The organism is Streptomyces sp. ISL-43 (assembly GCF_018614195.1).
Lineage (GTDB): Bacteria > Actinomycetota > Actinomycetes > Streptomycetales > Streptomycetaceae > Streptomyces.
In genome coordinates this window covers 51,604-75,741 of record NZ_JAGGOT010000001.1, presented here as the reverse complement: position 1 = coordinate 75,741, position 24,138 = coordinate 51,604, and the positions used below count along the sequence as shown (strand labels likewise).

19 protein-coding genes, 5 tRNA genes and 2 pseudogenes are annotated in these 24,138 nt (G+C 70.6%); 13 read left to right on the top strand and 13 right to left on the bottom strand.

Annotated features, from left to right (window positions below):
- Positions 1-37: 37 nt before the first annotated feature.
- Positions 38-310, bottom strand: a complete 273-nt coding sequence (locus J7F03_RS00350) for a DUF3073 domain-containing protein (RefSeq protein ID WP_214946570.1) — start codon at positions 308-310, stop codon at positions 38-40.
- 299 nt (positions 311-609) lie between these two features.
- Complete coding sequence (locus J7F03_RS00345) at positions 610-1,704, bottom strand: Glu/Leu/Phe/Val dehydrogenase (RefSeq protein ID WP_308378851.1); 1,095 nt, start codon at positions 1,702-1,704, stop codon at positions 610-612.
- Between the two features lie 220 nt (positions 1,705-1,924).
- On the opposite strand from J7F03_RS00345, the gene J7F03_RS00340 reads away from it, so the two are divergent.
- The gene (locus J7F03_RS00340) at positions 1,925-2,779 is read left to right on the top strand and encodes a hypothetical protein (RefSeq protein WP_308378849.1); all 855 of its coding nucleotides are present in this window, start codon (positions 1,925-1,927) and stop codon (positions 2,777-2,779) included.
- A 570-nt stretch (positions 2,780-3,349) separates the two neighbouring features.
- Positions 3,350-3,556, top strand: a complete 207-nt coding sequence (gene bldC, locus J7F03_RS00335; protein ID WP_003949541.1) for a developmental transcriptional regulator BldC — start codon at positions 3,350-3,352, stop codon at positions 3,554-3,556.
- A gap of 628 nt (positions 3,557-4,184) precedes the next feature.
- On the opposite strand, the gene J7F03_RS00330 is transcribed toward bldC, so the two are convergent.
- Both J7F03_RS00330 and hrpA read right to left on the bottom strand, forming a co-directional pair.
- Positions 4,185-4,258: transfer RNA gene (locus J7F03_RS00330), tRNA-Asp, on the bottom strand.
- A 69-nt stretch (positions 4,259-4,327) separates the two neighbouring features.
- The gene (gene hrpA / locus J7F03_RS00325) at positions 4,328-8,263 is read right to left on the bottom strand and encodes an ATP-dependent RNA helicase HrpA (protein ID WP_214946569.1); all 3,936 of its coding nucleotides are present in this window, start codon (positions 8,261-8,263) and stop codon (positions 4,328-4,330) included.
- 134 nt (positions 8,264-8,397) lie between these two features.
- Between hrpA and J7F03_RS00320 the strand changes: the two genes are divergently transcribed.
- From J7F03_RS00320 to J7F03_RS00310, 3 genes are all read left to right on the top strand, one after another.
- Positions 8,398-8,814, top strand: a complete 417-nt coding sequence (locus tag J7F03_RS00320) for a hypothetical protein (RefSeq protein WP_214946568.1) — start codon at positions 8,398-8,400, stop codon at positions 8,812-8,814.
- A gap of 79 nt (positions 8,815-8,893) precedes the next feature.
- Positions 8,894-9,628, top strand: coding sequence for a DsbA family protein (locus tag J7F03_RS00315; RefSeq protein ID WP_214946567.1), 735 nt, complete (start codon positions 8,894-8,896; stop codon positions 9,626-9,628).
- Positions 9,625-10,464, top strand: a complete 840-nt coding sequence (locus J7F03_RS00310) for a cytochrome c biogenesis CcdA family protein (RefSeq protein WP_214946566.1) — start codon at positions 9,625-9,627, stop codon at positions 10,462-10,464. Before J7F03_RS00315 ends, J7F03_RS00310 begins: the two co-directional genes overlap by 4 nt.
- A 41-nt stretch (positions 10,465-10,505) precedes the next feature.
- Here the strand turns inward: J7F03_RS00310 and J7F03_RS00305 are convergent.
- The 4 genes from J7F03_RS00305 to J7F03_RS00290 form a co-directional block, all read right to left on the bottom strand.
- Positions 10,506-10,582: transfer RNA gene (locus tag J7F03_RS00305), tRNA-Phe, on the bottom strand.
- Between the two features lie 22 nt (positions 10,583-10,604).
- Positions 10,605-10,678 (bottom strand) — tRNA-Asp (locus tag J7F03_RS00300).
- A 40-nt stretch (positions 10,679-10,718) separates the two neighbouring features.
- Positions 10,719-10,791, bottom strand: a tRNA-Glu gene (locus tag J7F03_RS00295).
- 120 nt (positions 10,792-10,911) lie between these two features.
- Entirely contained in the window at positions 10,912-11,262 is a 351-nt protein-coding gene (locus tag J7F03_RS00290) for a metallopeptidase family protein (protein WP_214946565.1), read from the bottom strand.
- A 74-nt stretch (positions 11,263-11,336) separates the two neighbouring features.
- On the opposite strand from J7F03_RS00290, the gene J7F03_RS00285 reads away from it, so the two are divergent.
- The 6 genes from J7F03_RS00285 (at position 11,337) to J7F03_RS00260 (ending at position 17,487) form a co-directional block, all read left to right on the top strand.
- The gene (locus tag J7F03_RS00285; protein ID WP_251071195.1) at positions 11,337-11,840 is read left to right on the top strand and encodes a CrcB family protein; all 504 of its coding nucleotides are present in this window, start codon (positions 11,337-11,339) and stop codon (positions 11,838-11,840) included.
- Entirely contained in the window at positions 11,837-12,211 is a 375-nt protein-coding gene (gene crcB / locus J7F03_RS00280; RefSeq protein ID WP_214946564.1) for a fluoride efflux transporter CrcB, read from the top strand. Before J7F03_RS00285 ends, crcB begins: the two co-directional genes overlap by 4 nt.
- Positions 12,212-12,384: 173 nt before the next feature.
- On the top strand, positions 12,385-12,954 hold the full coding sequence (locus tag J7F03_RS00275; protein ID WP_214946563.1) for a hypothetical protein: 570 nt from the start codon (positions 12,385-12,387) through the stop codon (positions 12,952-12,954).
- A gap of 269 nt (positions 12,955-13,223) precedes the next feature.
- Positions 13,224-15,671 carry a DEAD/DEAH box helicase gene (locus tag J7F03_RS00270; protein ID WP_214946562.1) on the top strand — a complete coding sequence of 816 codons (2,448 nt, stop codon included), beginning with the start codon at positions 13,224-13,226 and terminating at the stop codon, positions 15,669-15,671.
- A 176-nt stretch (positions 15,672-15,847) separates the two neighbouring features.
- Positions 15,848-15,920, top strand: a tRNA-Lys gene (locus tag J7F03_RS00265).
- A gap of 907 nt (positions 15,921-16,827) precedes the next feature.
- Positions 16,828-17,487, top strand: a complete 660-nt coding sequence (locus tag J7F03_RS00260; protein WP_214946561.1) for a hypothetical protein — start codon at positions 16,828-16,830, stop codon at positions 17,485-17,487.
- Between the two features lie 337 nt (positions 17,488-17,824).
- Here the strand turns inward: J7F03_RS00260 and xerC are convergent.
- The 3 genes and pseudogenes from xerC to J7F03_RS00245 form a co-directional block, all read right to left on the bottom strand.
- Positions 17,825-19,113: pseudogene (gene xerC / locus J7F03_RS00255) on the bottom strand (tyrosine recombinase XerC).
- Positions 19,110-19,469, bottom strand: a complete 360-nt coding sequence (locus tag J7F03_RS00250) for a hypothetical protein (protein ID WP_214946560.1) — start codon at positions 19,467-19,469, stop codon at positions 19,110-19,112. The pseudogene xerC and the gene J7F03_RS00250 overlap by 4 nt, the downstream one beginning before the upstream one ends.
- A 292-nt stretch (positions 19,470-19,761) precedes the next feature.
- Entirely contained in the window at positions 19,762-20,034 is a 273-nt protein-coding gene (locus tag J7F03_RS00245) for an isoamylase early set domain-containing protein (protein ID WP_214946559.1), read from the bottom strand.
- Positions 20,035-20,242: 208 nt separating this feature from the next.
- Here J7F03_RS00245 and J7F03_RS00240 point away from each other — a divergent pair, with 208 nt between their 5' ends.
- Entirely contained in the window at positions 20,243-20,470 is a 228-nt protein-coding gene (locus tag J7F03_RS00240) for a hypothetical protein (RefSeq protein WP_214946558.1), read from the top strand.
- Positions 20,471-20,592: 122 nt separating this feature from the next.
- Here J7F03_RS00240 and J7F03_RS00235 read toward each other — a convergent pair whose 3' ends face one another.
- Positions 20,593-22,668 (bottom strand): SpoIIE family protein phosphatase, encoded by a 2,076-nt coding sequence (locus J7F03_RS00235; protein WP_214946557.1) that lies wholly within the window; start codon positions 22,666-22,668, stop codon positions 20,593-20,595.
- Between the two features lie 266 nt (positions 22,669-22,934).
- A pseudogene (locus J7F03_RS00230) lies at positions 22,935-23,267 on the bottom strand (DUF5994 family protein); the annotation flags it as partial.
- 295 nt (positions 23,268-23,562) lie between these two features.
- Between J7F03_RS00230 and J7F03_RS00225 the strand changes: the two are divergent.
- The gene (locus J7F03_RS00225) at positions 23,563-24,138 is read left to right on the top strand and encodes a DUF5994 family protein (protein ID WP_214946556.1); all 576 of its coding nucleotides are present in this window, start codon (positions 23,563-23,565) and stop codon (positions 24,136-24,138) included.

Here is a 24,138-nt window from a genome sequence, read left to right as displayed (position 1 = left end):
CTTGCTTCATGCCTGGCGTGCAGACACCACTAGAGCGTCAAGCGCCGCGACGATGCGCCGACGGACCGGACTCTTCGTCCTCGTCTTCGTCGTCATCGTCGTTGTAAAGAGCCGCGTACTTGGCGTACGGGTCATCTTCATCTTGATCGTCATCGTCATCGACTTCGACCGGCACGCTGACAGGCAGCGGCGGATCCGTCGGCGATGCGCCCAGCTCATTGGCCAGACGCGACAAGTCAGTCCCGCCGCTGCTGTACTTCAGCTGGCGGGCGACCTTCGTCTGCTTGGCCTTTGCCCGGCCGCGCCCCATGGCTCGACCCCCTCGGTGACGGGGCTCGACGGCCCCAGAGTCTGACACGCGTTCATGGTTCGGAGCGGGCTCTCCGTGGAGAGACCGTCCGTAGGGGTTTAACGGTACCTGCTTCCGCGGCCATACGGTACGCCGCCCGCATGACGCGCCCCGGTGCAGTACCAACGAGGCGCCCCGTCCTCGCTGGTCAGCTGCGATTTTAGCCCTTTCCTGACGGGCGACCCGCCGAAGCGCAGTGAGTTCCGTCTCGCCGCACCCCGGCGGGCGCACCTGGAAGCCCGATGAGGGCCCCGTCAGGATCAGACCGTGCGCGCCCTGCGGGCGTCCGCCATGCGCTGCTCGGCGATCCGGTCGGCCGCGGCGGCCGGCGGAATCCCGTCCGCCTTCGCACGTGCGAAGATTTCCAGCGTGGTGTCGAAGATCTTCGCGGCCTTGGCCTTGCAGCGGTCGAAGTCGAAGCCGCGCAGCTCGTCGGCGACCTGGATGACCCCGCCCGCGTTGACCACGTAGTCCGGCGCGTAGAGGATCCCGCGGTCGGCGAGGTCCTTCTCCACACCCGGGTGCGCGAGCTGGTTGTTCGCCGCTCCGCACACGACCTTCGCGGTCAGAACCGGTACGGACGCGTCGTTCAGGGCCCCGCCGAGGGCGCAGGGGGCGTAGATGTCCAGGCCCTCCACGCGGATCAGCGCCTCGGTGTCGGCGACGGCGGTCACCTTGCCCGGGTGCTTGTCCAGGATCCGCTGGACGGATTCCGTACGGACGTCCGTGATCACGACCTGGGCGCCGTCCTCCAGCAGGTGCTCGACCAGGTGGTGGCCGACCTTGCCGACGCCGGCGATACCGACCTTGCGGCCGCGCAGGGTCGGGTCGCCCCACAGGTGCTGGGCGCTGGCGCGCATGCCCTGGAAGACGCCGAAGGCGGTGAGGACCGAGGAGTCGCCGGCGCCGCCGTTCTCGGGGGAGCGGCCGGTCGCCCAGCGGGTCTCGCGGGCCACGACGTCCATGTCGGCCACGTAGGTGCCGACGTCGCAGGCGGTCACGTAGCGGCCGCCGAGGGACTCCACGAACCGGCCGTAGGCCAGCAGCAGTTCCTCGCTCTTGAGGACGTCCGGGTCGCCGATGATCACGGCCTTGCCGCCGCCGAGGTCGAGCCCGGCGAGCGCGTTCTTGTACGACATGCCGCGCGAGAGGTTCAGCGCGTCGAGGACGGCTTCCTCGTCCGAGGCGTACGCGTGGAAGCGAGTGCCGCCGAGGGCCGGGCCCAGGGCGGTGGAGTGGATCGCGATGACGGCCTTCAGGCCGGAGGCTCGGTCCTGGCACAGCACGACTTGCTCGTGACCGCCCTGTTCCGAACGGAACAGGGTGTGCAGGACGCCGTCGGTCATTTCGGTCACGGTGGTGACTCCCATGGAAGAGATGCGGCGGGAAAGACGCCCGCCCTGCGGGTGGGGGAGGGCGTGCTGGGAGCAGCGTAAGACCTGAGGAGCCCGGCGATCCTCCCTGTCCGGAGATCGGGACACTCCCGGGTTTCCGGACGGGGCGCGGGACGGGCCGCCGGACGGGCCGCGGGCCGCCGTCGGAGTAGGGCCGGGCGGGGCGGGGGAGTACGAGAGCGTGAGCGAATCCCCCGATCCCCGGCTGCCCTCCGCCCGCTCGGTGCCGGCCGTCCCGTACGCCTCGTACCTGCGCGTCTACGAGCCGCTGGCGGCCTTCCCGGAGCCCGAGCGCACGCACTGGGCCGACTACGCCCGGCGCGGGGTCATCCCGACCGCCCAGGACGAACTGCGCCGTTCGCTGGTGAACTTGGTACGGGTGCCCGTGGTCGGGGTCCCGGCGCACGAGAGCGCGGACGCTTTCACCGCCGAGGTGGACGGGCTGCTGCTGGTCTGCCCCTGGCGGACCAGGCTGCGCGGCTGGCTGGCCCTGGAGGAGCTGGTGGCCGAGTTCCCGGCGCCGGTGCTCGACGCCGTGCTGCCCGAGACGACCCGCCGCCGGGCCGCCGAGGAGTACGAGGCCTGGCGCGGGCGCAATCCCGACGCGCGCCCGTGGATCCGTACCGGGGTGTGGCAGGTGCCGCTGCGCTGGTTCGTGCTGGTGTCCGACGAGGAGCGGGAGTACGTGGCGGGCGAGCGGCTGCGCTACCGGACGCCGATGGTGCAGGCCCGGCGCCGGCTCGCGCGCGGCCTGCGGACCCTGCGCGAGGCGGAGGGCTACGGGATGCTCGCCGAGGGGCTGGTGGAGGTCGGCAGCTGGCTGGAGGAGTTCCATCCGCGCTCGATGGTGGAGCTGGACTACGGCGGGCTGCTGCACGCGCTGCCGGCGGACCGGCTGGAGCGGGACCGCTCGGCCCGGGACCTGGCGGAGGGGATCGCGGCGCTGCGGGCCGGGGACCGGGACGGGGCGTCCGAGACGTACGGGGTCCTGGCGGACCGGTGGCGGGCGGTCCGGGAGAGACTTTTCGCGAACTAGTGCGATCCGGAGCGGGTCGGTGGGGGTAGCGGAGCGGAGCGCCGATGTCCACCGGCCGATCGGCCCCTCTTCGGAGGGAACGGCCAGCTCACGGCCGGGATGCCCTCTTTTGGGTCTTTGTTCCGGGACCTACGTCCCGATACGGGCCATTGGCCCAAGCGTGACGGACCGCACTTTCTACACCCTTGCGCCCTTCCCCTACCCTCGTGCCAAAATAGGACAAGGAGTCCGGGGAGGGTTCCTTCCGTCCAACTAAGGGCGGAATACTCGGCATTTGCACTCTACGGGGGGTCTGACGACTCCTGATCGCTCTGTGACTGATCGTCACAGTGGGGTGACTGTCCGTTATGGGACGGTCCATCGGCTTCCGCCGCTGATGAACACCTCGGAGGGCAATTCCGTCGGTTTGGCCGTCGAGGCTGGACGGATGGTGTAGTTGTAGTGCCGAGGACAAGCCGTTCGTCCTATAACCGACTCGGCCCGCGTATGTCCATTTCGGGCAACGTGGGCCAAGGTGCAGAATTTAGAGGAAAGAACCGAGATGGTTCGGTTCTCCCGAGGAGGCCGCTCATGACCGCTCGCACCCCTGATGCCGAGCCGCTGCTGACCCCGGCTGAGGTTGCCACGATGTTCCGCGTGGACCCGAAGACGGTCACCCGCTGGGCCAAGGCTGGCAAGCTCACGTCCATCCGCACCCTGGGTGGACACCGCCGTTACCGCGAGGCTGAGGTTCGCGCACTGCTTGCGGGAATTCCGCAGCAGCGCAGCGAGGCCTGAGGTTCCGCAGCAACACCTAAGCAACACCCTATTGACGGGTCTATATCGGGTCCCCCAATCCGATGAGCCCCACATGGCTTCATGCGACCGGGCCTGCCCCAACAGGTTCCTCAGTCGTTCGATCGCGCTGGACTCCGCCGGGTCCAGCGCGATCTTTTTTGTGCCCTGGTCAGGGCGCTATCGGGCTGGCGCGCGGGGTGGCCGGAGGTGGGTGCCATTGCACATATTAAATCGAGCACGCGTAGGGGTGCGATAAAAACGTACGTCTCAAAAACACATGTAGTGACTCCCGTCACAGTTGATCACTCTTGTGAATAGGGCGGCGCAGCCCGTAAAGGGACGTGCCGTGCGGAGCGCGTCATGCGAACGGGTGATTTTCCGGGCCGGCCCCGTTCGGCCCGAGCTCGGCCCGGCTCCTCCAGGGCGGCCGGCCCCCGCGGCCCCGCCCTTTCGGCTGACGGGGTGCCGGATCGGCCGTACGGGCCCTCCAGGGGGCCCTCGGCGGGCCTTTGGGGGCGCTCCGGCGGGGCGGTTGGGGTTGAGGGGGCTCCTGGGCCTTTGGGGAGGCTCCTGGGCCGGAAACGCGTCAGGGCCCGCATCCCTGAGGATGCGGGCCCTGACGATCTTGCGAACCTGACGGGACTTGAACCCGCGACCTCCACCTTGACAGGGTGGCGAGCTAACCAACTGCTCCACAGGTCCTTGTTTCGCGGCCGCTAGGCGGCTGCGAAACAGACTGTACCGCAGCTCAGGGGGTGCAGTCGACTCCGATCACCGGGCCGGTCCCGGAGCCGCCGCGTCGACCGCCTTCACGATGCGCTTGTCGGAGATCGGATAGGCCGTTCCGAGGGCGTGCGCGAAGTAGCTGACCCGCAGTTCCTCGATCATCCAGCGGATCTCGGTGACCGCCGCCGGCACCGGCCGGCCCTTGGGCAACTGCTCCAGCAGCCACAGGTACTCGTCCCGCATCTCGTGGACCTTCTCCATGCGCGTGGTGTCGCGCTGGACGCCCGTCGGCATCTGCTGGAGCCGCCGGTCGGCCGCCACCAGGTAGCGCATCAGGTCCGGCACCCGGCGCAGCCCGGCCAGCGTGACGAAGCCGGCCGGCACGAGGGCCGCCAGCTGGTTCTTCACGTCCTGGACGTTGGCCATGAGGGCCAGGCTGCCGGTGGCCTTCAGCCGCCGCTCGCAGGCCTGCCAGGCCGCCAGCACCTGCTGCACCTGCGTGATCGTCCGTACGGTCGTGTCCACCAGGTCGGCCCGCACGGCCTCGTAGAGCTTGCGGAAGCCCGCCTCGTCCCACGCCGGGCCGCCGTGGTCCGCGATCAGCTTGTCGGCCGCGGCGGTGGCGCAGTCGTCGAACAGCGCCTGGATGGAGCCGTGCGGATTGCGCGACAGGGCCAGCTTCTGCTGGTTGCTGAGGTGGTCCGAGGCGAATTTCGCCGGGTTCACCGGGATGTTGAGCAGGATCAGGCGCCGGGTGCCGAGCCGCATCGCCTGCTCCTGCTCGGCCTCGGTGTCGAAGAGGCGTACGGACACGCTCGCGCCCTCGTCCACCAGCGCCGGGTACGCCTTCACCGGCTGACCCGCCCGCCGGGTCTCGAAGACCTTGGTCAGCGTGCCGATCGTCCAGTCCGTCAGTCCGGTCTTCTCCACCGACTCCCCGCCCGCGCGCTCGGCGCTGGCCGCGGCGGCCTGGGAGAGGGCCTGGCGGGCCTTGGGCTTGAGCTGGAGGCGCAGGGCCTCCAGGTCCTTGGCCTCGGCGAGGTTCTTGCGGCGCTCGTCGACGATCCGGAAGGTGATCTTCAGGTGGTCGGGGATGCGGGTGAGGTCGAAGTCCTCGGCGGTGACCGGGACCCCGACCATCCGCTGCAGCTCCCGGGCCAGCGTCACGTGCAGGGGCTCCTGCAGCGGGTGCGCCGTGGCGAGGAAGCGGGTCGCGAAGTTCGGTGCGGGCACGTAGTGCCGGCGGATCGGCTTGGGGAGGGACCGGATCAGCTCGGTGACCACCTCTTCGCGCAGGCCCGGGATCTGCCAGTCGAAGCCCTCGTCCGTGACCTGGTTCAGCACCTGGAGCGGGATGTGGACGGTCACGCCGTCCGCGTCGGCGCCCGGCTCGAACTGGTAGGTCACCCGGAACTTCAGCTGCCCCTGCGTCCAGGAGTCCGGATAGTCGGCCTTGGTGACCCCGGCCGCCTTCTCCGTCAGGAGCATCTCGCGCTCGAAGTCGAGCAGTTCGGGCTCGTCCCGCTTCTTGTGCTTCCACCAGGAGTCGAAGTGCGCCCCGGAGACCACGTGTTCGGGGATCCGCTGGTCGTAGAAGTCGAAGAGCGTCTCGTCGTCGACCACGATGTCGCGGCGCCGGGCCCGGTTCTCCAGCTCCTCCACCTCGGTGAGGAGCTTGCGGTTGTCGGCGTAGAACTTGTGGTGGGTCCGCCAGTCGCCCTCGACCAGGGCGTTGCGAATGAACAGTTCGCGCGAGACCTCGGGGTCGATCCGGCCGTAGTTGATCTTCCGTTGCGCGACGATCGGCACGCCGTACAGCGTGACCTTCTCGAAGGCCATCACGGCCGCCTGGTCCTTCTCCCAGTGCGGCTCGCTGTACGTGCGCTTGATCAGGTGCTGGGCGAGCGGCTCCACCCACTCCGGCTCGACCTTGGCGTTCACCCGGGCCCACAGCCGCGAGGTCTCCACCAGCTCGGCCGACATCAGGAACTTCGGCTGCTTCTTGAAGAGCGAGGAACCCGGGAAGATCGCGAACTTGGCGGACCGGGCCCCCAGGTACTCGTTCTTGTCGGTGTCCTTGAGCCCGATGTGCGACAGCAGGCCGGCCAGCAGCGAGATGTGCACGCTCGTCTCGGGGGCGTCGGCCTCGTTGACGTGGATGCCCATGGTCTTGGCGACCGTACGCAGCTGCGAATAGATGTCCTGCCACTCGCGGATCCGCAGGAAGTTCAGGTACTCCTGCTTGCACATCCGGCGGAAGGAGGACGAGCCGCGCTCCTTCTGCTGCTCGCGGACGTAGCGCCACATGTTCAGGAACGAGAGGAAGTCGCTCGTCTCGTCCTTGAAGCGGGCATGGTTCTGGTCGGCCTGCGTCTGCTTGTCCGAGGGCCGCTCGCGCGGGTCCTGGATGGACAGGGCCGCCGCGATGACCATGACCTCGCGGACGCAGTTGTTCTTGTCCGCCTCCACCACCATGCGGGCCAGGCGCGGGTCCACCGGGAGCTGGGCGAGCTGGCGGCCCATGGGGGTGAGTCGCTTGTTGTGGTCCTTCTCCGAGGGATCCAGCGCGCCGAGCTCCTGGAGGAGCTGGACGCCGTCGCGGATGTTGCGGTGGTCCGGCGGGTCGATGAAGGGGAACTTCTCGATCTCGCCGAGGCCGGCCGCGGTCATCTGGAGGATGACGGAGGCGAGGTTGGTGCGCAGGATCTCGGCGTCCGTGAACTCCGGGCGGCTCTCGAAGTCGTCCTCGGAGAACAGCCGGATGCAGATGCCGTCGCTGGTACGGCCGCAGCGGCCCTTGCGCTGGTTGGCGCTGGCCTGCGAGATCCGCTCGATGGGCAGGCGCTGGACCTTGGTGCGGTGGCTGTAGCGGGAGATGCGGGCATTGCCCGGGTCGATCACGTACTTGATGCCCGGGACGGTCAGCGAGGTCTCGGCGACGTTGGTCGCGAGGACGATCCGCCGGCCGGTGTGCTGCTGGAAGACCCGGTGCTGCTCGGCGTGCGAGAGGCGCGCGTAGAGCGGCAGCACTTCGGTGAACTGAAGATTCCGCTTGTTGAGGGCGTCCGCCGTGTCGCGGATCTCGCGCTCGCCGGAGAGGAAGACCAGGACGTCGCCCGGCCCCTCCGCCTGGAGCTCGTCCACGGCCTCGCAGATCGCGGTGATCTGGTCGCGGTCGCTGTCGTCGCCCTCCTCCTCCAGGAGCGGGCGGTAGCGGACCTCCACCGGATACGTGCGCCCGCTGACCTCGACGATCGGGGCCTCGCCGAAGTGCCGGGAGAACCGCTGGGGGTCGATCGTCGCCGAGGTGATGATCACCTTGAGGTCGGGGCGCTTGGGCAGCAGCGTGGCCAGGTAGCCGAGCAGGAAGTCGATGTTCAGCGACCGCTCGTGGGCCTCGTCGATGATGATCGTGTCGTAGGCGCGCAGCTCGCGGTCCGTCTGGATCTCGGCGAGCAGGATGCCGTCGGTCATCAGCTTCACGAAGGTCGCGTCCTGGTCCACCTGATCGGTGAACCGGACCTTCCAGCCGACCGTCTGGCCGATCTCGGACTTCAGCTCCTCCGCGATGCGCTCCGCGACCGTGCGGGCCGCGATCCGGCGCGGCTGGGTGTGCCCGATCATGCCCCGGACACCGCGCCCCAGCTCCATGCAGATCTTGGGGATCTGCGTGGTCTTGCCGGAGCCGGTCTCGCCCGCGACGATCACGACCTGGTGGTCGCGTATCGCCTCGGCGATCTCGTCCTTCTTCTGGCTGACGGGCAGGTTCTCGGGATACGTGACCTCCGGCATCCGCGAGGCGCGTCCGGCCAGTCGCGCGGCGGCCTTTTCGGCCTCCGCGGCGATCTCGTCGAGCACGGCCTGCTTGGCCTCGGGCTTGCGGATGCGGCGGGCGCCTTCGAGGCGGCGGCCGAGGCGGTGCGCGTCACGGAGGGAGATCTCCCCGAGGAGCGTCTGCAGGGCGGCGAAGGAAGTAGACATACCTGGTCGAGGATCTCACCCGTAGGTGCCGGGTGGCGAACGCATTTGTGGGGCGGACCCGTACCATTTCGGGACGAGTCCCCAGAGTCCGCCCGAGTGTCCCCCTGAAGTGTTCCAGTGAGAGGCCGCCCACGATGCCCCGCCCCCGCCGCCTCCGGTGCGTGTTCGCGGTGCTGCTGGGCTGGGCGCTGCTGGCCGGAACCTTCCAGGCGGCGGCCGCCCCGGCGGGGGCCTTCGGGGCCGCTTCCCCGGCCGCTTCCCCGGCGGCCTCCCCCGCCGCGGCCCCCGTGGAGCCGGGCTCCGCTCCCGTCGCCGCCTTCGCCCGCGCCGGCTCCCCGGGACCCGCCTGCGCCCCCGGGTCCGCGGACCGCGACGGCGTGCCCGCCGTGCCGGCGCGGGCCGGGTCCGACCAGGCGCAGGCCCAGGCCCCGCCCGCCCGGCCGGAGCCCGGGGCGGCGGACCGGCCGCACGCGATACCCGTACGGGTCCTCCTCCGCGGGCCGCGCCAGGCGGCGCCGTCCCCGACCGAGCTGTCCGTGATGCGGGTTTAGGGGGCGTCTTGCCCCCTGGAGGACCGGCCGCATCCGCCGGTCCGCCTCACCCCACCCCGCACAGCTCTGGAGCACCCGCATGTCCTCTTCCCGGTCCTCGAACCGCAAGCCCCTGCTGATCTCCGCCGGCGTCGCCGTCGCCGCGATCACCCTCGGCCTCGTCTCCTGGCAGGCCACCGCCCCGGCCGACAAGCCCGCCGGCGGCTCCTCCGCCCCGGCCTCGGGCGCGCCCCGTACCGACCCCGCCGCCGAGCTGAAGGCGCTCGCCCGCCGCGAGTCCGGGGACAAGCTCGCCGTCGGCCGCGCCGACGCCCCCGTCGTCCTGATCGAGTACTCCGACTTCAAGTGCGGCTACTGCGGGAAGTTCGCCCGCGACACCGAGCCCGCTCTGGTGAAGAAGTACGTGGAGGACGGCACCCTGCGCATCGAGTGGCGCAACTTCCCGATCTTCGGCGCCGACTCCGAGGCCGCCGCCAAGGCGGCCTGGGCGGCGGGGCAGCAGGACCGCTTCCAGCAGTTCCACGCGGCCGCGTACGCCGAGGGCTCGAAGGAGAAGGGCTTCGGCGGGGAGCGGCTGACCGAGCTGGCGCGCGAGGCCGGCGTACCGGACCTGGAGCGCTTCGAGAAGGACATGGCGGGCGAGCAGGCCGCCGCCGCGCTGAACAAGGACCAGGAGGAGGGCTACCGCATCGGCGTCACCTCCACCCCCTCCTTCCTCGTCAACGGGCAGCCCATCGCGGGAGCCCAGCCGACGGACGCCTTCGCCGCGGCCATCGCCAAGGCCAAGACGCAGGCGCAGGCGGCCGCGAAGTGACCGACATCGGATACCTGGCCGCCCTGCTGGGCGGCCTCCTCGCGCTGCTCAGCCCGTGCAGCGCGCTGCTCCTGCCCGCGTTCTTCGCCTACTCGATCGACTCCGCCTCCCGGCTGCTGGCGCGCACCGGGATCTTCTACGCGGGCCTCGCGAGCACCCTCGTACCGCTGGGGGCGGCCGGTTCGTACGCCGGGCGGTTCTTCCACAGCAACCGCGACGAGCTCGTGCTGGCCGGCGGCTGGCTGATCATCGCGCTCGGGCTCGCGCAGATCCTGGGCCTGGGCTTCGCCTCGAAGCGGATCGCCGAGCTGTCGGGGAGGATCCGCCCGACCACCGCCCTGTCGGTGTACGCGCTGGGCGCCGTCTACGGGCTGGCCGGCTTCTGCGCCGGGCCGATCCTCGGCAGCGTCCTCACGGTGGCGGCGGTCAGCGGCAGCCCGGTCTACGGGGGCCTGCTGCTCGCGGTGTACGCGCTGGGCATGGCCGTTCCGCTGTTCGTGCTGGCGCTGCTCTGGGAGCGCTTCGACCTGGGCCGGCGGCGCTGGCTGCGCGGGCGGGCCTTCGCGGTCGGCCGCTTCGAGCTGCACACGACCTCGCTCGCCTCGGGCCTGTTCTTCATCGTGCTCGGCGCGCTGTTCCTGGCCTACGACGGGGCGAGCGCACTGCCGGGGCTGCTGGACGTGGACGACTCGTTCGCGGTGGAGCAGCGGGTCCAGGCCGTCGCGGACGCGGTCCCCGACTGGATGCTGCTCGGGCTGGTCGCGGTGGTGGCGGCCGGCGTGGGCCTGGTGCAGTGGCGCCGGCGGGCGCGGACGGCGGGCGCCGAAGGGGAGTGACGAAGAAGGCCCCGTCCGATGGACGGGGCCTTCTTCGTATCTGGTGGCTGGGGCCGGGGTCGAACCGGCGACCTATCGCTTTTCAGGCGATCGCTCGTACCAACTGAGCTACCCAGCCACGAAACCGTTTCCGGCTTCAGCGAACCTGACGGGACTTGAACCCGCGACCTCCACCTTGACAGGGTGGCGAGCTAACCAACTGCTCCACAGGTCCTTGCAATGTGCGAGCACAAGTCTCGCACACGGTTACTGCGTACCCCCAACGGGATTCGAACCCGTGCTACCGCCTTGAAAGGGCGGCGTCCTGGGCCACTAGACGATGAGGGCTAAAGGCCCGCCGGGCACTTTCCAGCGCGTCGGGGACGTGAGAAGCATATGGGATCCCGGCGGCGATCGCCAAAACGGTTTCCCGGGTCGCCCGCGGGTCGCCCCGGGATCCCCCCGAGGTCACCCCCAGCCGAGCTCGTGGAGGCGCTCGTCCTCGATGCCGAAGTGGTGGGCGATCTCGTGGACCACGGTCACGGCGACCTCGTGGACCACCTCGTCGGGGGTCTCGCACATCCGCAGGGTCGGACCCATGTAGATCGAGATCCGGTCCGGCAGGACCCCGGCGTACCACTCGCCGCGCTCGGTGAGCGGGGTCCCTTCGTAGAGGCCGAGCAGGTCGGGGTCGTCGGCGGCGGGCTCGTCCTCCACGAAGACGGCCACGTTGTCCATGACCCGGGTCAGCTCCTCGGGGATCGAGTCCAGGGCTTCGGCCACCAGCTCTTCGAACGCGTCTCGCGTCATCTCCAGCACGTGGTCATTCTCGCGTCTCCGCGGCCGATCGAGGCGGGTCGGGACACGGCGCGCGAGAATGGCCGGGTGGCGACATGCGAAGCGGGGCGCGGATGACCCGGCCGGTCGAGGGCTCCGAGGCCATCGACCCGGACGTCGACCTCCACGTGCCGGCGCAGCGCGCCGAACCGCAGGGCCGGGTCCTCGCGGCCGTGGCGGCCGGCGGCGCCGTGGGCGCCTCGGCGCGGTACGGGGTAGGGCTGTTGTGGCCGGCCCCGCCGGGGGCCTTCCCGTGGGGGACCTTCTGGGTCAACGTGGCGGGCTGCGCGTCGATCGGCGTCCTCATGGTGCTGATCAGCGAGGGCGGCCGGTCGGCGCATCCCCTCGTACGGCCCTTCGTGGGTGTCGGGGTGCTCGGCGGATTCACCACCTTCTCCACCTACGCCGTGGACTTCGCCCGGCTGCTGGACGCCGGTGAGGCGGGGACCGCGCTGGCGTACGCGGGGCTCACGGTGGCCGGCGCGCTGGGCGTGGTGTGGGCGGCCGCCCGGGTGACGCGGCGCGCGGTGGGCGGCGGCGGGGCTCCGGTGCGCCGGTGAACTGGCTCGTGGTGATCGTCGGCGCGGCCGTGGGGGCGCCGCTGCGCTACCTGACCGACCGCGCGGTGCAGGCGCGGCACGATTCGGTCTTCCCGTGGGGGACCTTCGTGGTGAACGCGGTCGCCTGCCTGGTGCTGGGGGCGCTGACCGGGGCGGTGCTGGACGGCGCGGCCTCCTCGCGGCTGAGCCTGCTGCTCGGGACGGGGCTGTGCGGGGCGCTGAGCACGTACTCGACCTTCTCGTACGAGACGCTGCGACTGGCGGAGCGGGGCTGGGGGTTCCTCGCGGCGGCGAACGCGGCGGGGTCGGTGCTGGTCGGGCTGGGCGGGGTCACGCTCGGGTTCCAGGTGGCGCGCCAGCTGTTCGAGTGACGGTCCGTTCGCCCGTTCGCCCGTTCGCCCGGCCGTTCGCCCGGCCGTTCGGCTCATGGTGCGCGGCCCTTCTCCCCGCTGGAGCGTGTCCCTTACGGGGCCATGGGAGTTGGGCACATCGACCCGCTCATCGCGGACCCTTGCCTGTGTTCCGGAGGTGCCCCGTGCGCCAGTTGACCGCTTCCCTCCGCCCCCCGCGCCCCCTTCGCCCCCTGCGTCTGGCGGTCGCCGCGCTCGCGGTGGCGGCGACGGCGGGCTGCATGAGCGTCGGCGAGGACGCCGCACAGCCCGGGCCCTCCTCCTCGGCGGGGGTCCAGGGCGGCAAGTCGGGCGGAGGTGCCTCGTCCGGCAAGGGCTCGGGGTCCGTGCGGGGCGGCCACGGCTCGAAGGACGGTACGGGGAACCAGGACGGCAAGGCCGGGGAGCCGGGCAAGGCCTCCGGCGCGACCGGGGCCTCGCCCGGCCCGGGCGCCCCGGCGGGCCCGCCCGGTGCTCCCTCGCCGTCGGCGGGGCCGGGCGGCGGCGCGGGCGGCCAGGGTCCCCAGCAGCCTCCGGCCGGCGGCTCCGGCTCCGGTCCGGGCTCCGGTGGAGCGAGCGGCTCCGGAGGCGGGCAGCCCGGCTCCCCGACCCCCGCGCCGCCGGTCTCGCCTCCGCCGGTCTCGCCGCCCCCAGTGACCGATCCCACACCGACTCCGGAGCCCACGCAGCCGGACCCCAGTGGGGCGCCCGGCGGGCAGCCGTAGGTCCGGAGCGGGCCGAGGGCCAGGCCCAGGGATCCCCGGGGCGGATGGCGTTTGCGCAGGTCAGAGCCCTCTTTGGGGAGGAGACTTGCCAGACCCCGGGGAGGGTGCGTATGGTTATAGATCGTTTGATCCCATTGCCCGGCGCCGACTCCGAAGAGCGCCGCGTGGCGCGTACTCTCCCTAGCCGTGGCTGACCGCATTGAGGCGGTCGATTTGCGATTCACGGAGTTTGGGCGCGTGCCGAGACTCCGGAAGGTTTCGCATTTCGCATGTCCATTTCCAGTTCTGACCGTTCCGTCATGCCCGAGAACGACTCCAACGAGATCGTCGACGCCGAGACCCTCGCGGTCACCGAGGCCATCGAGGCCGTAGTCGCCGACGAGATCATCGAGGCTCTTGAGGCCGACGTGACGACCGGCGAGTCCTTCGAGGACTCCACCACCGACTTCGACGCCGACGCTGAGGCCGACGACGCCGACGCCGACGCCGAGCCCACCCTGACCTTCGGCGACCTCGGTCTGCCGGACGGGATCGTGCGCAAGCTCGCCCAGAACGGCGTCACCTCGCCCTTCCCGATCCAGGCGGCGACCATCCCGGACGCCCTGGCCGGCAAGGACATCCTCGGCCGCGGCCGCACCGGCTCCGGCAAGACCCTCTCCTTCGGTCTGCCGACCCTGGCCTCGCTGGCCGGCGGCCACACCGAGAAGAAGAAGCCCCGCGCGATCATCCTGACGCCGACGCGTGAGCTCGCGATGCAGGTCGCCGACGCTCTCCAGCCCTACGGCGACGTGCTCGGCCTCAAGATGAAGGTCGTCTGCGGCGGTACCTCCATGAGCAACCAGATCTTCGCTCTGGAGCGCGGTGTCGACGTCCTCGTCGCCACCCCGGGCCGTCTGCGCGACATCATCAACCGCGGCGCCTGCTCCCTGGCGAACGTCCAGGTCGCGGTCCTCGACGAGGCCGACCAGATGGCCGACCTGGGCTTCCTGCCCGAGGTCACCGAGCTGCTCGACCAGATCCCCGGCGGCGGCCAGCGCATGCTCTTCTCCGCCACCATGGAGAACGAGATCGGCACCCTGGTCAAGCGCTACCTGACCAACCCCGTCACGCACGAGGTCGACAGCGCGCAGGGCAACGTCACGACCATGACGCACCACGTCCTCGTCGTGAAGCCGAAGGACAAGGCGCCGGTCACGGCCGCCATCGCCGCCCGCAAGGGCCGCACCATCATCTTCGTCCGCACCCAGCTGGGCGCCGACCGCATCGCCGAGCAGCTCATCGAGGCCGGCGTGAAGGCCGACGCGCTGCACGGCGGCATGACGCAGGGTGCCCGTACCCGCGTCCTCGCGGACTTCAAGGACGGCTACGTCAACGCGCTCGTCGCCACCGACGTCGCCGCCCGCGGCATCCACGTCGACGGCATCGACCTGGTCCTGAACGTGGACCCGGCCGGCGACCACAAGGACTACCTGCACCGCTCGGGCCGTACCGCCCGCGCCGGCAAGTCGGGCGTGGTCGTCTCCCTCGCCCTGCCGCACCAGCGCCGCCAGATCTTCCGCCTGATGGAGGACGCGGGCGTCGACGCCTCGCGCCACATCGTCCAGGGCGTCGGCGCCTTCGACCCCGAGGTCGCCGAGATCACCGGTGCCCGTTCGCTGACGCAGGTCCAGGCCGACTCCGCGAACAACGCCGCGAAGCAGGCCGAGCGCGAGGTCGCCGACCTGACCAAGCAGCTGGAGCGCCTGTCGCGCCGTGCCGTCGAGCTGCGCGAGGAGGCCGACCGCCTGGTCGCCCGATCCGCGCGTGAGCGTGGCGAGGACCCGGAGGCCGCTGTCGCCGAGGTGGCCGAGGCCGCCGAGGCCGAGGTCGCGGCTGCCGTCGCGGCCGTGCCGGCCGCCGAGGAGCGCCCCGCGTTCCAGAGCCGTGACGACCGTGGCAACTACGAGCGCCGTGACAACCGTCGTGACGACCGTGGTGACCGTGGCGGCGACCGCGGTGGCGACCGTGGCGGCTTCCGTCGCGACGACCGTCCGTCCGGTGGCTTCCGTTCCGGTGGTGACCGTCCGGCTGGTGGTGGCTTCCGTTCCGGTGGCGACCGTCCGACCGGTGGTGGCTTCCGTCGCGACGACCGCCCCTCGGGTGGTTTCAACCGTGACGACCGCGGTGGCGACCGTCCCACGGGTGGTGGCTTCCGTCGCGACGACCGTCCGTCCGGTGGCTTCCGTTCCGGTGGTGACCGTCCGGCTGGTGGTGGCTTCCGTTCCGGTGGCGACCGTCCGACCGGTGGTGGCTTCCGTCGCGACGACCGCCCCTCGGGTGGTTTCAACCGTGACGACCGCGGTGGCGACCGTCCCACCGGTGGCGGCTTCCGTCGCGACGACCGTCCGTCCGGTGGCTTCCGTTCCGGTGGTGACCGTCCGGCCGGTGGTGGCTTCCGCTCCGGTGGTGACCGTCCGACCGGTGGTGGCTTCCGCTCCGGTGGCGACCGTCCGACCGGTGGTGGCTTCCGTCGCGACGACCGCCCCTCGGGGGGTTTCAACCGTGACGACCGCGGTGGCGACCGTCCCACCGGTGGCGGCTTCCGCTCCGGCGGCGGCGACCGCCCGTACGGCCGCCGCGACGACCACCGCCCCTCCGGCGGCGGCTCGACCGGCTCGACCGGCTCCTCCTTCGGTGGACGCCGCGACGACAAGCCCCGCTGGAAGCGCAACGGCTGACCACAGCCGCTGAACTGAGCGAGTGACAGGGCCCCTGCGACACACCGTCGCAGGGGCCCTGTCCGTACTCCGGCCCGCTGATCCGGGAGCCCCCGCCGACATGGCCCGGGACGGACAGGGGATATGCGATCGGCTGTCCGGCGCTCTGCGGCTATGCTCTGGGTTGAGCACGCCAAGGGCCATTAGCTCAATTGGCAGAGCAGCGGACTTTTAATCCGTTGGTTGTCGGTTCGAGTCCGACATGGCCTACTGCTCGCGGGCGGGGGTTAACCCCTCTGACCTGCATCTGAGCGCCCCATCCGGTTTCGTACGGACGGGGCGCTCAGTCGTTTCCTCGACTGTGCGTGAGCGATGCGTGAGCGGACGCTCCCGGACGGGGCATCATCCAGCGCTACTGCGAGGGCTCGACGGGGACTGGAGGCGTTTCCAGCGCCTCCTCGATGGCCGCTACTGCGGCCGTGAGGCGGCGGTAGACCTGCGCCGGCGACCCGGGCGCTTCAAGCCGTGCTGTAGGGGATCGAGCATCGTCCTCTCGCAGACGACGAAGTCCGCGTACGCGACCGCACAGGACAGGTAGACCATGTCCGTCAGGTCATTCGGTCGCCACGTCGTGCCCGTGTTGAGGTGCCTGTTGTGGAGCATCTCCCGGAAGAGGCCAACGGCCTGGGATCCTCTGATGGCTCGCACCAATCCCTTGAGACCCCACTGTTGGAGCAGCTCGGTCGAAACCCCTGCCGCAGATGCCTCCTCGGCCAGGTCCCGCCGCGAGGCCATGCAGCCTTTGCGCCTGCTCGGACCTGGGGTCCTCCTTCCCGTACCACGAATCCCTCCGGATGGTGGGGATCTGCGGCGGAATGATGTCGTCCAGCGATACGTGTTGGTTAACATACGCGGCCGGGATCTGGGGGGAGGGGGGAGATCGCTCATGGCCTATCCGCCGCCACCACCGTATCCGCCGGCGTCCGCCCGACGACGGCACCGAAGGGTCGGGCCCGCGCCCGGGCGGTCCCGGACGCCCGTAGGCAGGTTCCTGCTGACACCGTGGCGGCCCGCCATCGAGCGCTACGCCCCGCTGCGCCGGATCGAGCCGAGGGACGATTCGCTGGAACGGGCGCGTTTCGTCCGTGGCCTGGTTGGACTGGCCACCATGGGGTGGGTGTTCGTCTTCTACGGGTACGACATGCATACCGAATATGTCCGTTTCAGCGCGCGGGTCCTGGTTACCGGCCTGGCCGCGCTGCTCATGCTCCCGGCGTGCGCGCTGCTGCTTCTCGTCCTGACCAGGCGCGGCCTGCGAGGGGAGGCCACGCGAGCGCTCAAACGGCCGCTGGTCACCCTCTTCACCTTCACCGGCGCCTATTTGGCGCTGTTCGGCGGCCTGTCCTACCTCACTGTCGGCCTGAGGCTGTTCAACACCCGACGGACGTATCCCCTACCTGGTGTGCCCTCCTCGCCGGAGGGGTGGCTCGCGGTCTACGGACTGGTCCTCCTCACCGTGACTGTGCTCGCCCTGATCCCGGCGGCGGTCTACGGGGCGGTGTCCGTATGGCTGGTGCTGCGCCACCTGTTCAACGCGATCGACGGGCACCTGCTGCTCCCCGCGATGCTGGCCCCATGCAGTCCCTGGGCACTGGCAATGGTCGACCTGCGCTTTGGCTACGACCCCAGGCTGCCCCTTCCGCTGGCTGTCATGATCTCTATCGGAAGCCCGGTCGCCATCACGGGCCTGTCCGTCTGGGAGGTGCGCCGACTGCGCCACGACTACGGTGTGACCTGGCGCGGCGGGGTGCAGCACGCCCTTACGCGGCAGAGGTAGAGGAGTCCTGCCCCGCCCCGTCCAAGCGGCCCACCGGGACGGTGCTCTCGAACGTCGCGTTGGCCTGGTGACGGCGCCCGAGCGGCCGTAGGCCGGGAGGTGAGGAAGGTCGCCTTGCCGCCCGGGGTGTGATGGCCAAGCGTGTCCCGTGCCCGCCCGGCAGGGGCCGCGGGAAGCCCATGCCATCGAGTCCGACGTGGCCTACTGCTCACAGGCGAGGATTAACCCCTCTGACCTGACACCTAGCGCCCCACCTGGTTTCGTCCAGGTGGGGCGCTCAGTCGTTTCCGGGCCCGTGCGTGAGTGATGCGTGAGCGGACGGGCCGTCATCCCCTGGTCAGGAGGCGGACGAACGGGCACGAGGCACCAGTTGGGCAGCTGCTTCGGCGGCTGCCTGGTCGACCTCGGGGAGCAGGCTCGTGTACGTGTCCGAGGTCAGCGTGATCGTGGAGTGGCGGAGCGTCTCCTTGATCGTGTGGAGGTCGCCGCCACCGCCGTGGGTGAGCGTGGCCGCGACGTGACGCAGATCCCGAAGGGTGATCGGCGGCAGGTCGGTGCGGGCCAGGATCTGCCGGAAGGTCTCCGACGCGGTCTCGGGGTGGAGCCAGGCGCCGTTCTCCTGGGTGAGGACCTTGCCGGTGTCCTGCCAGGCGTCCCCCCACTTCTCCCGCTCCTTGAGCTGGCGGGCGCGGTGCTCGCGCAGGGCGGCGACGTTCAGGCTGTCCAGGGCGATCGTGCTGGCGCTGCCGTCCGTCTTCGGCGCGGACTCGTACGGGTCCCAGCCGTCCACCACGATCTCCTTGGCCGGCGTGATCTGCCCGCCGGCCGGGTCGACGTCGGACCACTCCTGGCCGACGCACTCGCCCCGTCGCAGGCCTCGGGTGCCGGAGAGGTGGAAGAGGGTGTACAGCCGGTCGCCTTCGGCCTCGTCGAGGAAGGCGCCGCACTGGACCGGAGTCCAGACCATGACGGGGGCGGGCTTCTCGCCGGTGAGGCGCCACCGGGCCACGCGCGCTTCTGTCCACAGCAGCGGCTTGGGGCGCTTGCCGGATTCCAGCTCGACGTGGGACGCCGGGTTGAAGGTGATGAGCTGCTGGCGGATCGCTCCGGTGAGCGCGGCCCGCAGGGTGCGGCGGATGCCCTGCCGGGTCGCCGGGCCGGTCGGTTTCCGGAAGGGATCCATGGCGGCGAGCCTGGCCCGCTCGGTAGCCAGGAGTGCCCGCTCGGCCGCGACGGGCCTTCCGGCCATTCGCCGACGGTGATCGACCCGAGGAGCGATGTTCCGGCCCGCAGCCGGCGCCGGGTCTCCTCGACGTCGGGAAGCGGGGCCTTCTCGTCGGCCACCTGCTCCAGGAGGGCCGCGATGCTGGCCACGCTCTCGGGGTCGTCCGCTTCCGCTGTACCGAGGAGGGCGCGTACGTGGTCCAGGTCGGCCTGGGCGGCCTTCAAGCTCTCGTATCCGGCGCGGTTGAAGGAGCGGCGGGTGCCGTCCGCGCGTGGCGGGAGCTCCTGGCGGACGGAGTACGAGCCGTGCTTCCGGCTGGAGAGCTTGGGGCAAAGCCTGCCCAGCGGTCGGCCGGCCTTCGCGTCACGGCAGTAGCAGCGGCGGTGGGTGGAGCCCTTCAAACGGTGTCCCTTTCGTAGCCCTCGTCGGGATCGACGTCGGCGAGTGTGGCCGGCAGGTCGGGGAGGAACCCGCCCTGGGCGTGGATCTCCCTGCGCACCCTGCGGAGTTCGTACTTGGCTCCTGCGGCGTACTCGGCGAAGTCGGCCTGAGCGCGCAGGGCCTGAGCTCGTTCGGTGTCATCGGCAGCCTGGTCTGCGACCTGTCGCTGCTCGCCTTCGCCTTTCATCGAGGCCAAGGCGGCAGCCAGCGCTTCGGCATGGTCGAGGTGATGGTGGAGCATCGGGTGTTCGGCCTCGCCGGCCGCGAAGTTCTGGTCCAGGTCGGCGAACCAGCGCATGGCCTTCTCAGGATCCACCGGGTACCGGAGGGGGAGCCGCTGGACCGAGGAGCCGAGGCTGAGCGGGCCTCGGACGGAACAGCCACCTGGACACGTGCCTGACCGATGCGCCCACGGTGCGGCCCAGAGAAGCAGTGCGCTGGAGAGACAAGAAGATCATCAAGTGGGGACGTCCAGCTGCTGGCCGCAGCCCTTGCTTGTCATAGCCGAGCGATATCGTTGACAGGCCGCCCGCACGGGGTATGTAAGACGCCCCCGCAGGCTCACCCGACAAGACAGGTTCGGCGCATGCCGAGCACACCCCATCGGGTTACCTGCAGCAACACACGGCCTTCGGGTCGCCGCCGGCGCTCTCGTCGTTGAACCAGTAGTCACCGGCGGCCAGGTACCGGAAGGAATGCGTGCTCTCGCTCGGCAGCTCGACCGTGACGGCCCGCTTCCCGTCTTTACGCGGCCGCAGGGTGTGGGCACCAGGCTCCCAGTCGTTGAAGTCGCCCACCACGCTGACCGGGCCGGGTGGGGTGTCGGCGGGCAGGACGAAGGTGACCTTCGTGCGGTCCTTGCTCAGCGTGCGCTCCAGCATGAGACGGGCTCCTGACAGCAGGCAGGGGGGGTGGGATCGCGCCCATCCTCGGCATTGAAGGGATGGCCCGCCTTCCGGCGCCGCCACTTCGGGGACGGGGGTCACCCGTCTGCCTCGCCTCGTAGTCGAAATGATGCAGACCGTCACTGTGCGTGTCAGCGTCATTCGAGAGGAATCCGTACCCCACGCATCAAGAGGAGTCGCCGTCATGGACGGTAAGCAGGACAAGCGTCAGGAGCCGGGCAAGGGCCGCGAGCCGCAGGAGCACCGTCGCCCCGGAGACCCTGCGCAGCCCCAGCCGGGCAAGCCGTCCCGCGAGCAGGGCCAGGAGCAGAAGCAGAGGCAGAAGCAGAAGCAGGGCCATGAGGAGACCGCTTCGCGTCGCCGCGAGGACGATCTGCTGCGCGAAGAAGACCTGCACGACGAGACGCTCTGACCGGAGCACCACTCGTCCACACACCCAGAGCCCGGCCGGTCCACAGTCACCCCGGCCGGGCTCTGTCACGTCGTGCCCGACGCCGGCCTCCACATGTGACGCCCGGCCCGGCCGCGGGAGTGTCAGTGCTGGACCCGGGCGATGAGCAGGGCGACGTCGTCGTGGTCGCCGGGGTGGCGCAGTGTGTGGAGGAGCATGTCGCAGGTCTCCTCCAGGGATCGCGGCGGCTTTGCGAGCAGGGCACGGAGAGCGTTCAGGCGTTCGTCGATGGATTGGTCGCGGGTTTCGACCAGGCCATCGGTATAGAGGACCAGTTGGTCGCCCGGGTGCAGATCGAGTGTGGTGGTGTCGAATGGGACGTCGCCGACGCCGAGGGGGGCGCCGGTGGGCAGTTCGAGCAGTTCAGGCGGCCGTCCGGGGCGCATCAACACGGGGGGCATGTGCCCCGCGTTGGAGATGAGGCATCGGGTGCGGTGGGGGTCGTAGACGGCGTAGACGCAGGTCGTGATGGTCTGCCCCATGGGGTCGGTCAGACGGTCGAGGTGACGCAGTACCTGGGCGGGGTCGAGGTCGAGTTCGGCCAGGGTGCGGGTGGCGGTGCGGAGCTGGCCCATCGTTGCGGCGGCGCTGATGCCGCTGCCCATGACGTCGCCGACGACGAGGGCGGTCTTGTCCCCCGTCAGGGGGATGACGTCGAACCAGTCGCCGCCGACCTCGTCTGCCGCTTGGGCGGGCTGATAGCGGTAGGCGATCTCCAGGCCGGGCGGGTCCGGCGGCTCCTGAGGGAGGAGGCTGCGCTGGAGGGTGAGGGCGGTGTTGCGTGCCTGCTGGTACCAGCGGGCGTTGTCGATGCACACGGCGGCACGCGCGGCCAGCTCGCCGGCCAGGACCTCGTCGTCGGCGGTGAACGGTTCCGGATTGCGGAGGCGCTTGAGGTCGAGGGCGCCGAGGACTTCGCCGCGGGCGATCAGCGGCACGGCCAGGTAGGAGTGGAGTCCCGCGGCGGCCAGCATGCTGACGGCTTCGGGGCTGCGGGCGATGCGGATCAGGTCATCGGCGCCCACGTGGGGCACGCGGACCGGGCGGCCGGTGTTCACGCACCGGGTGACCAGGCGGTCGGCGTCGTAGCGCGCCACCTCACCCGGCGGATCGGCCGCACGCACCGCGTCGGTGGGGTAAGCGGCAGCCACGGCCAGGGCCCTGAATACCGCCGGCCCTTCGTGTACGGCAACGGCCGCACGGCTGTGCAGGATGCTGTCGAGCACGTCCACCGCGGCCACGTCGGCCAGTTCCGGCACTGAGACCTCGGCGAGTTCGCGGGCGGTCTGGTCGAGGTCGAGCGTGGTCCCGATGCGCATGGAGGCGTCGGCTACGAGCGCGAGGCGTTGCCGGGCCCCGGCGGCCTCGGCCGTGGCGCGATGCCGCTCACTGACGTCGACGACGGAGGTCGCGACGCCGAGCACCTTCCCGTTGGAAGCCTCCAGCCGATAGAAGGACACCGACCAGACGTGCTCTCGGTCAGGGTCGGCCGGGGTGCGCCCCGTGGACTCAAGGTCAAGGATCGGGATTCCGTTGGCCAGAACCTCACGCATCGCGGACTCGATGGCCTCGGCGTCCCCAAAAGGCAATGCCTCGCGGACGTTCCGGCCGACATGCTCCGCAGCCGGCAGGCCGTTGATACGTTCCAGCGCTGGATTGACGGTCACGCACCGCAGATCGGCGTCTATCACCGCCAGCCCGATCGGGGACTGCGAAATCAGCCGAGTGGACAGCGCCAGATCCCGCTCCACCCGCCGCAACATCGCCTGGTCGGTTGCCAGGCCCAGGGCATAGACGCCTTTCCGGCCGTCCTCCAGTCGCATGTTCCGGAACTCCACCAGCCGCGTGCCGCCATCCTTGTGCCGCACGGGAAACACGCCCGCCCAGCTCGCCCCGCCCGCCATGACCCGCGCGAACAGCTCGACCACCAACTCCAGGTGCTGCTCGTGGACCAGCAGCCGGCCCGCGAACCGGCCGAGAGCCTCATCGGCGGTGTATCCGAACAGTTCCTCGGCCTGCGGACTCCACAACATGATCCGCCCGTCCGCGTCGAGCACCACAGCCGCGACCTTCAGGACATCCAGTAGCCCCCCCGGCTCGGGGGAACCACGATCCGACGGCTGGCCGGGGTAGGCCGGGAAGGATTCGGTCGCGCGCATCCCGGAACTCCTTCCACCCGCTGCTCGGGCTGGGCGTCCCGGGCCGGATTCTGCCCGCGCCTTTGCCGCCCGCGACTCCCGGCGCCTCCCATCCTCCCTCCCCCACAGCCGACCCCGCACCTCTGCACGAGCAACGAGGCGGCCGGTGGCCATGCGCCAGAAACACCATGCCGATGATCAGGAGGAAGAACAGGCCGTCCAGCCCAGAGGACGACACCCTTCCCGGTCTCAGTTCGCTTCAGCCGGCCGTCACCGCCACTCCCGGGCTACGCGTCCGCAGGGTCGGTGGTGGGGGCGATGAGGATCTGGGCGGCCTGGGTGATGTTGTCTGCGCGGACGGCACGGGCCATCGCTTCGCGGGCGGCGTCAGGGGTCGTCTGCGGGGGCACCAGCAGGGCGAAGTGGTCGTCGTGGCCGCGGGTGATGAGCACGGTGTCGTCGCCTACCGGGTCCGAGTCGAGGTGCACGACTTGGTCGTCGATGACCAGGCGGGTCGAGATGTCCTGCCAGGCGGTGGCGTCCCGGCCGACCCGTGTGATGGTCCCGAGGTGCCCGGTCAGTGCCGTGATCAGGGCGGGCAGCTCGGTCGCGACGGTTCGCCTGTCTCACGGTACGGCGACACCCCGGCCGACGGCCGGCAGCGGCGTCGGGAGGGCTGTTGAGCGGGGAAATGCTCCGTCGTTTCACGGTACTCCGGCCGCCCTCGCAGTGAAGCCACTCTCCGACCTCACCGTCGCTGCCGGAAATACCTGGTCAGAACCGGCTTATGGGACCACGGCCGGGAGTACGGTAGAGAGACCGGGAGTATTTCGCACACCCGCTCCCCTGCGGACGTCGTTTCCGGCGATCACTGCACCGGGCCGTTCGCGAACGGCCCGGGGACGGGTCCGCGACATGACTACGACCCTTGGCCGCGCCGAGTCCCGCGTGGTTGCTCCCCTCGTTCCGGCACGCCTGTCCCTTACGCCGAAGACTGCTCTGGTCGGCCAGCTGGACGGTGCCTGGTGGCCTCGTTCCCGTGACCTCGAAGCCGAGCTCCCTGCGTTGGCCGCCGCCCTGGACGAGCCCTGGGGGCGCATCACCCGCGTCACCGTGAACCCCACCCGCTGGCCGGTCATCCCTCACATGGTTCCCACGGACAGGCAGGCGCTGCATGTGGGCTGGTTCACCGAACAGGACCCCGACAAGCTGATCCTGCTCTCGTACACCGTCGGCCGCTGGGACCTCCTCATCGTCCCGCCCGAGACCGAGCCCGCCGCCGCGGCCCGCCTGATGGCCGCCGCCTCGATCCCGGGCAGCGTCCTCACCGCCGGCGTCCTGATGGCCAACGAAGCCGCCATCGGGCGCGGCATCCGCGACGCCCAGCGCCAGGAAGCCGGCTGGGAGAGCGAAGGCGGGGCCTGCATGTCCCCCTTCGGGAATCCGATGGACCCACGCACCCTCCCGCTGCCCGGGAACGGCTGGAGGTGA

Bases quoted from the DNA above. Each gene is read 5' to 3' on its own strand.
- J7F03_RS00350 (WP_214946570.1), bottom strand. From the start codon at position 310: ATGGGGCGCGGCCGGGCAAAGGCCAAGCAGACGAAGGTCGCCCGCCAG.
- bldC (WP_003949541.1), top strand. From the start codon at position 3,350: ATGACCGCTCGCACCCCTGATGCCGAGCCGCTGCTGACCCCGGCTGAG.
- hrpA (WP_214946569.1), bottom strand. From the start codon at position 8,263: ATGTCTACTTCCTTCGCCGCCCTGCAGACGCTCCTCGGGGAGATCTCC.
- J7F03_RS00320 (WP_214946568.1), top strand. From the start codon at position 8,398: ATGCCCCGCCCCCGCCGCCTCCGGTGCGTGTTCGCGGTGCTGCTGGGC.
- J7F03_RS00315 (WP_214946567.1), top strand. From the start codon at position 8,894: ATGTCCTCTTCCCGGTCCTCGAACCGCAAGCCCCTGCTGATCTCCGCC.
- J7F03_RS00285 (WP_251071195.1), top strand. From the start codon at position 11,337: ATGCGAAGCGGGGCGCGGATGACCCGGCCGGTCGAGGGCTCCGAGGCC.
- J7F03_RS00270 (WP_214946562.1), top strand. From the start codon at position 13,224: ATGTCCATTTCCAGTTCTGACCGTTCCGTCATGCCCGAGAACGACTCC.
- J7F03_RS00245 (WP_214946559.1), bottom strand. From the start codon at position 20,034: ATGCTGGAGCGCACGCTGAGCAAGGACCGCACGAAGGTCACCTTCGTC.
- J7F03_RS00240 (WP_214946558.1), top strand. From the start codon at position 20,243: ATGGACGGTAAGCAGGACAAGCGTCAGGAGCCGGGCAAGGGCCGCGAG.
- J7F03_RS00235 (WP_214946557.1), bottom strand. From the start codon at position 22,668: ATGCGCGCGACCGAATCCTTCCCGGCCTACCCCGGCCAGCCGTCGGAT.
- J7F03_RS00225 (WP_214946556.1), top strand. From the start codon at position 23,563: ATGACTACGACCCTTGGCCGCGCCGAGTCCCGCGTGGTTGCTCCCCTC.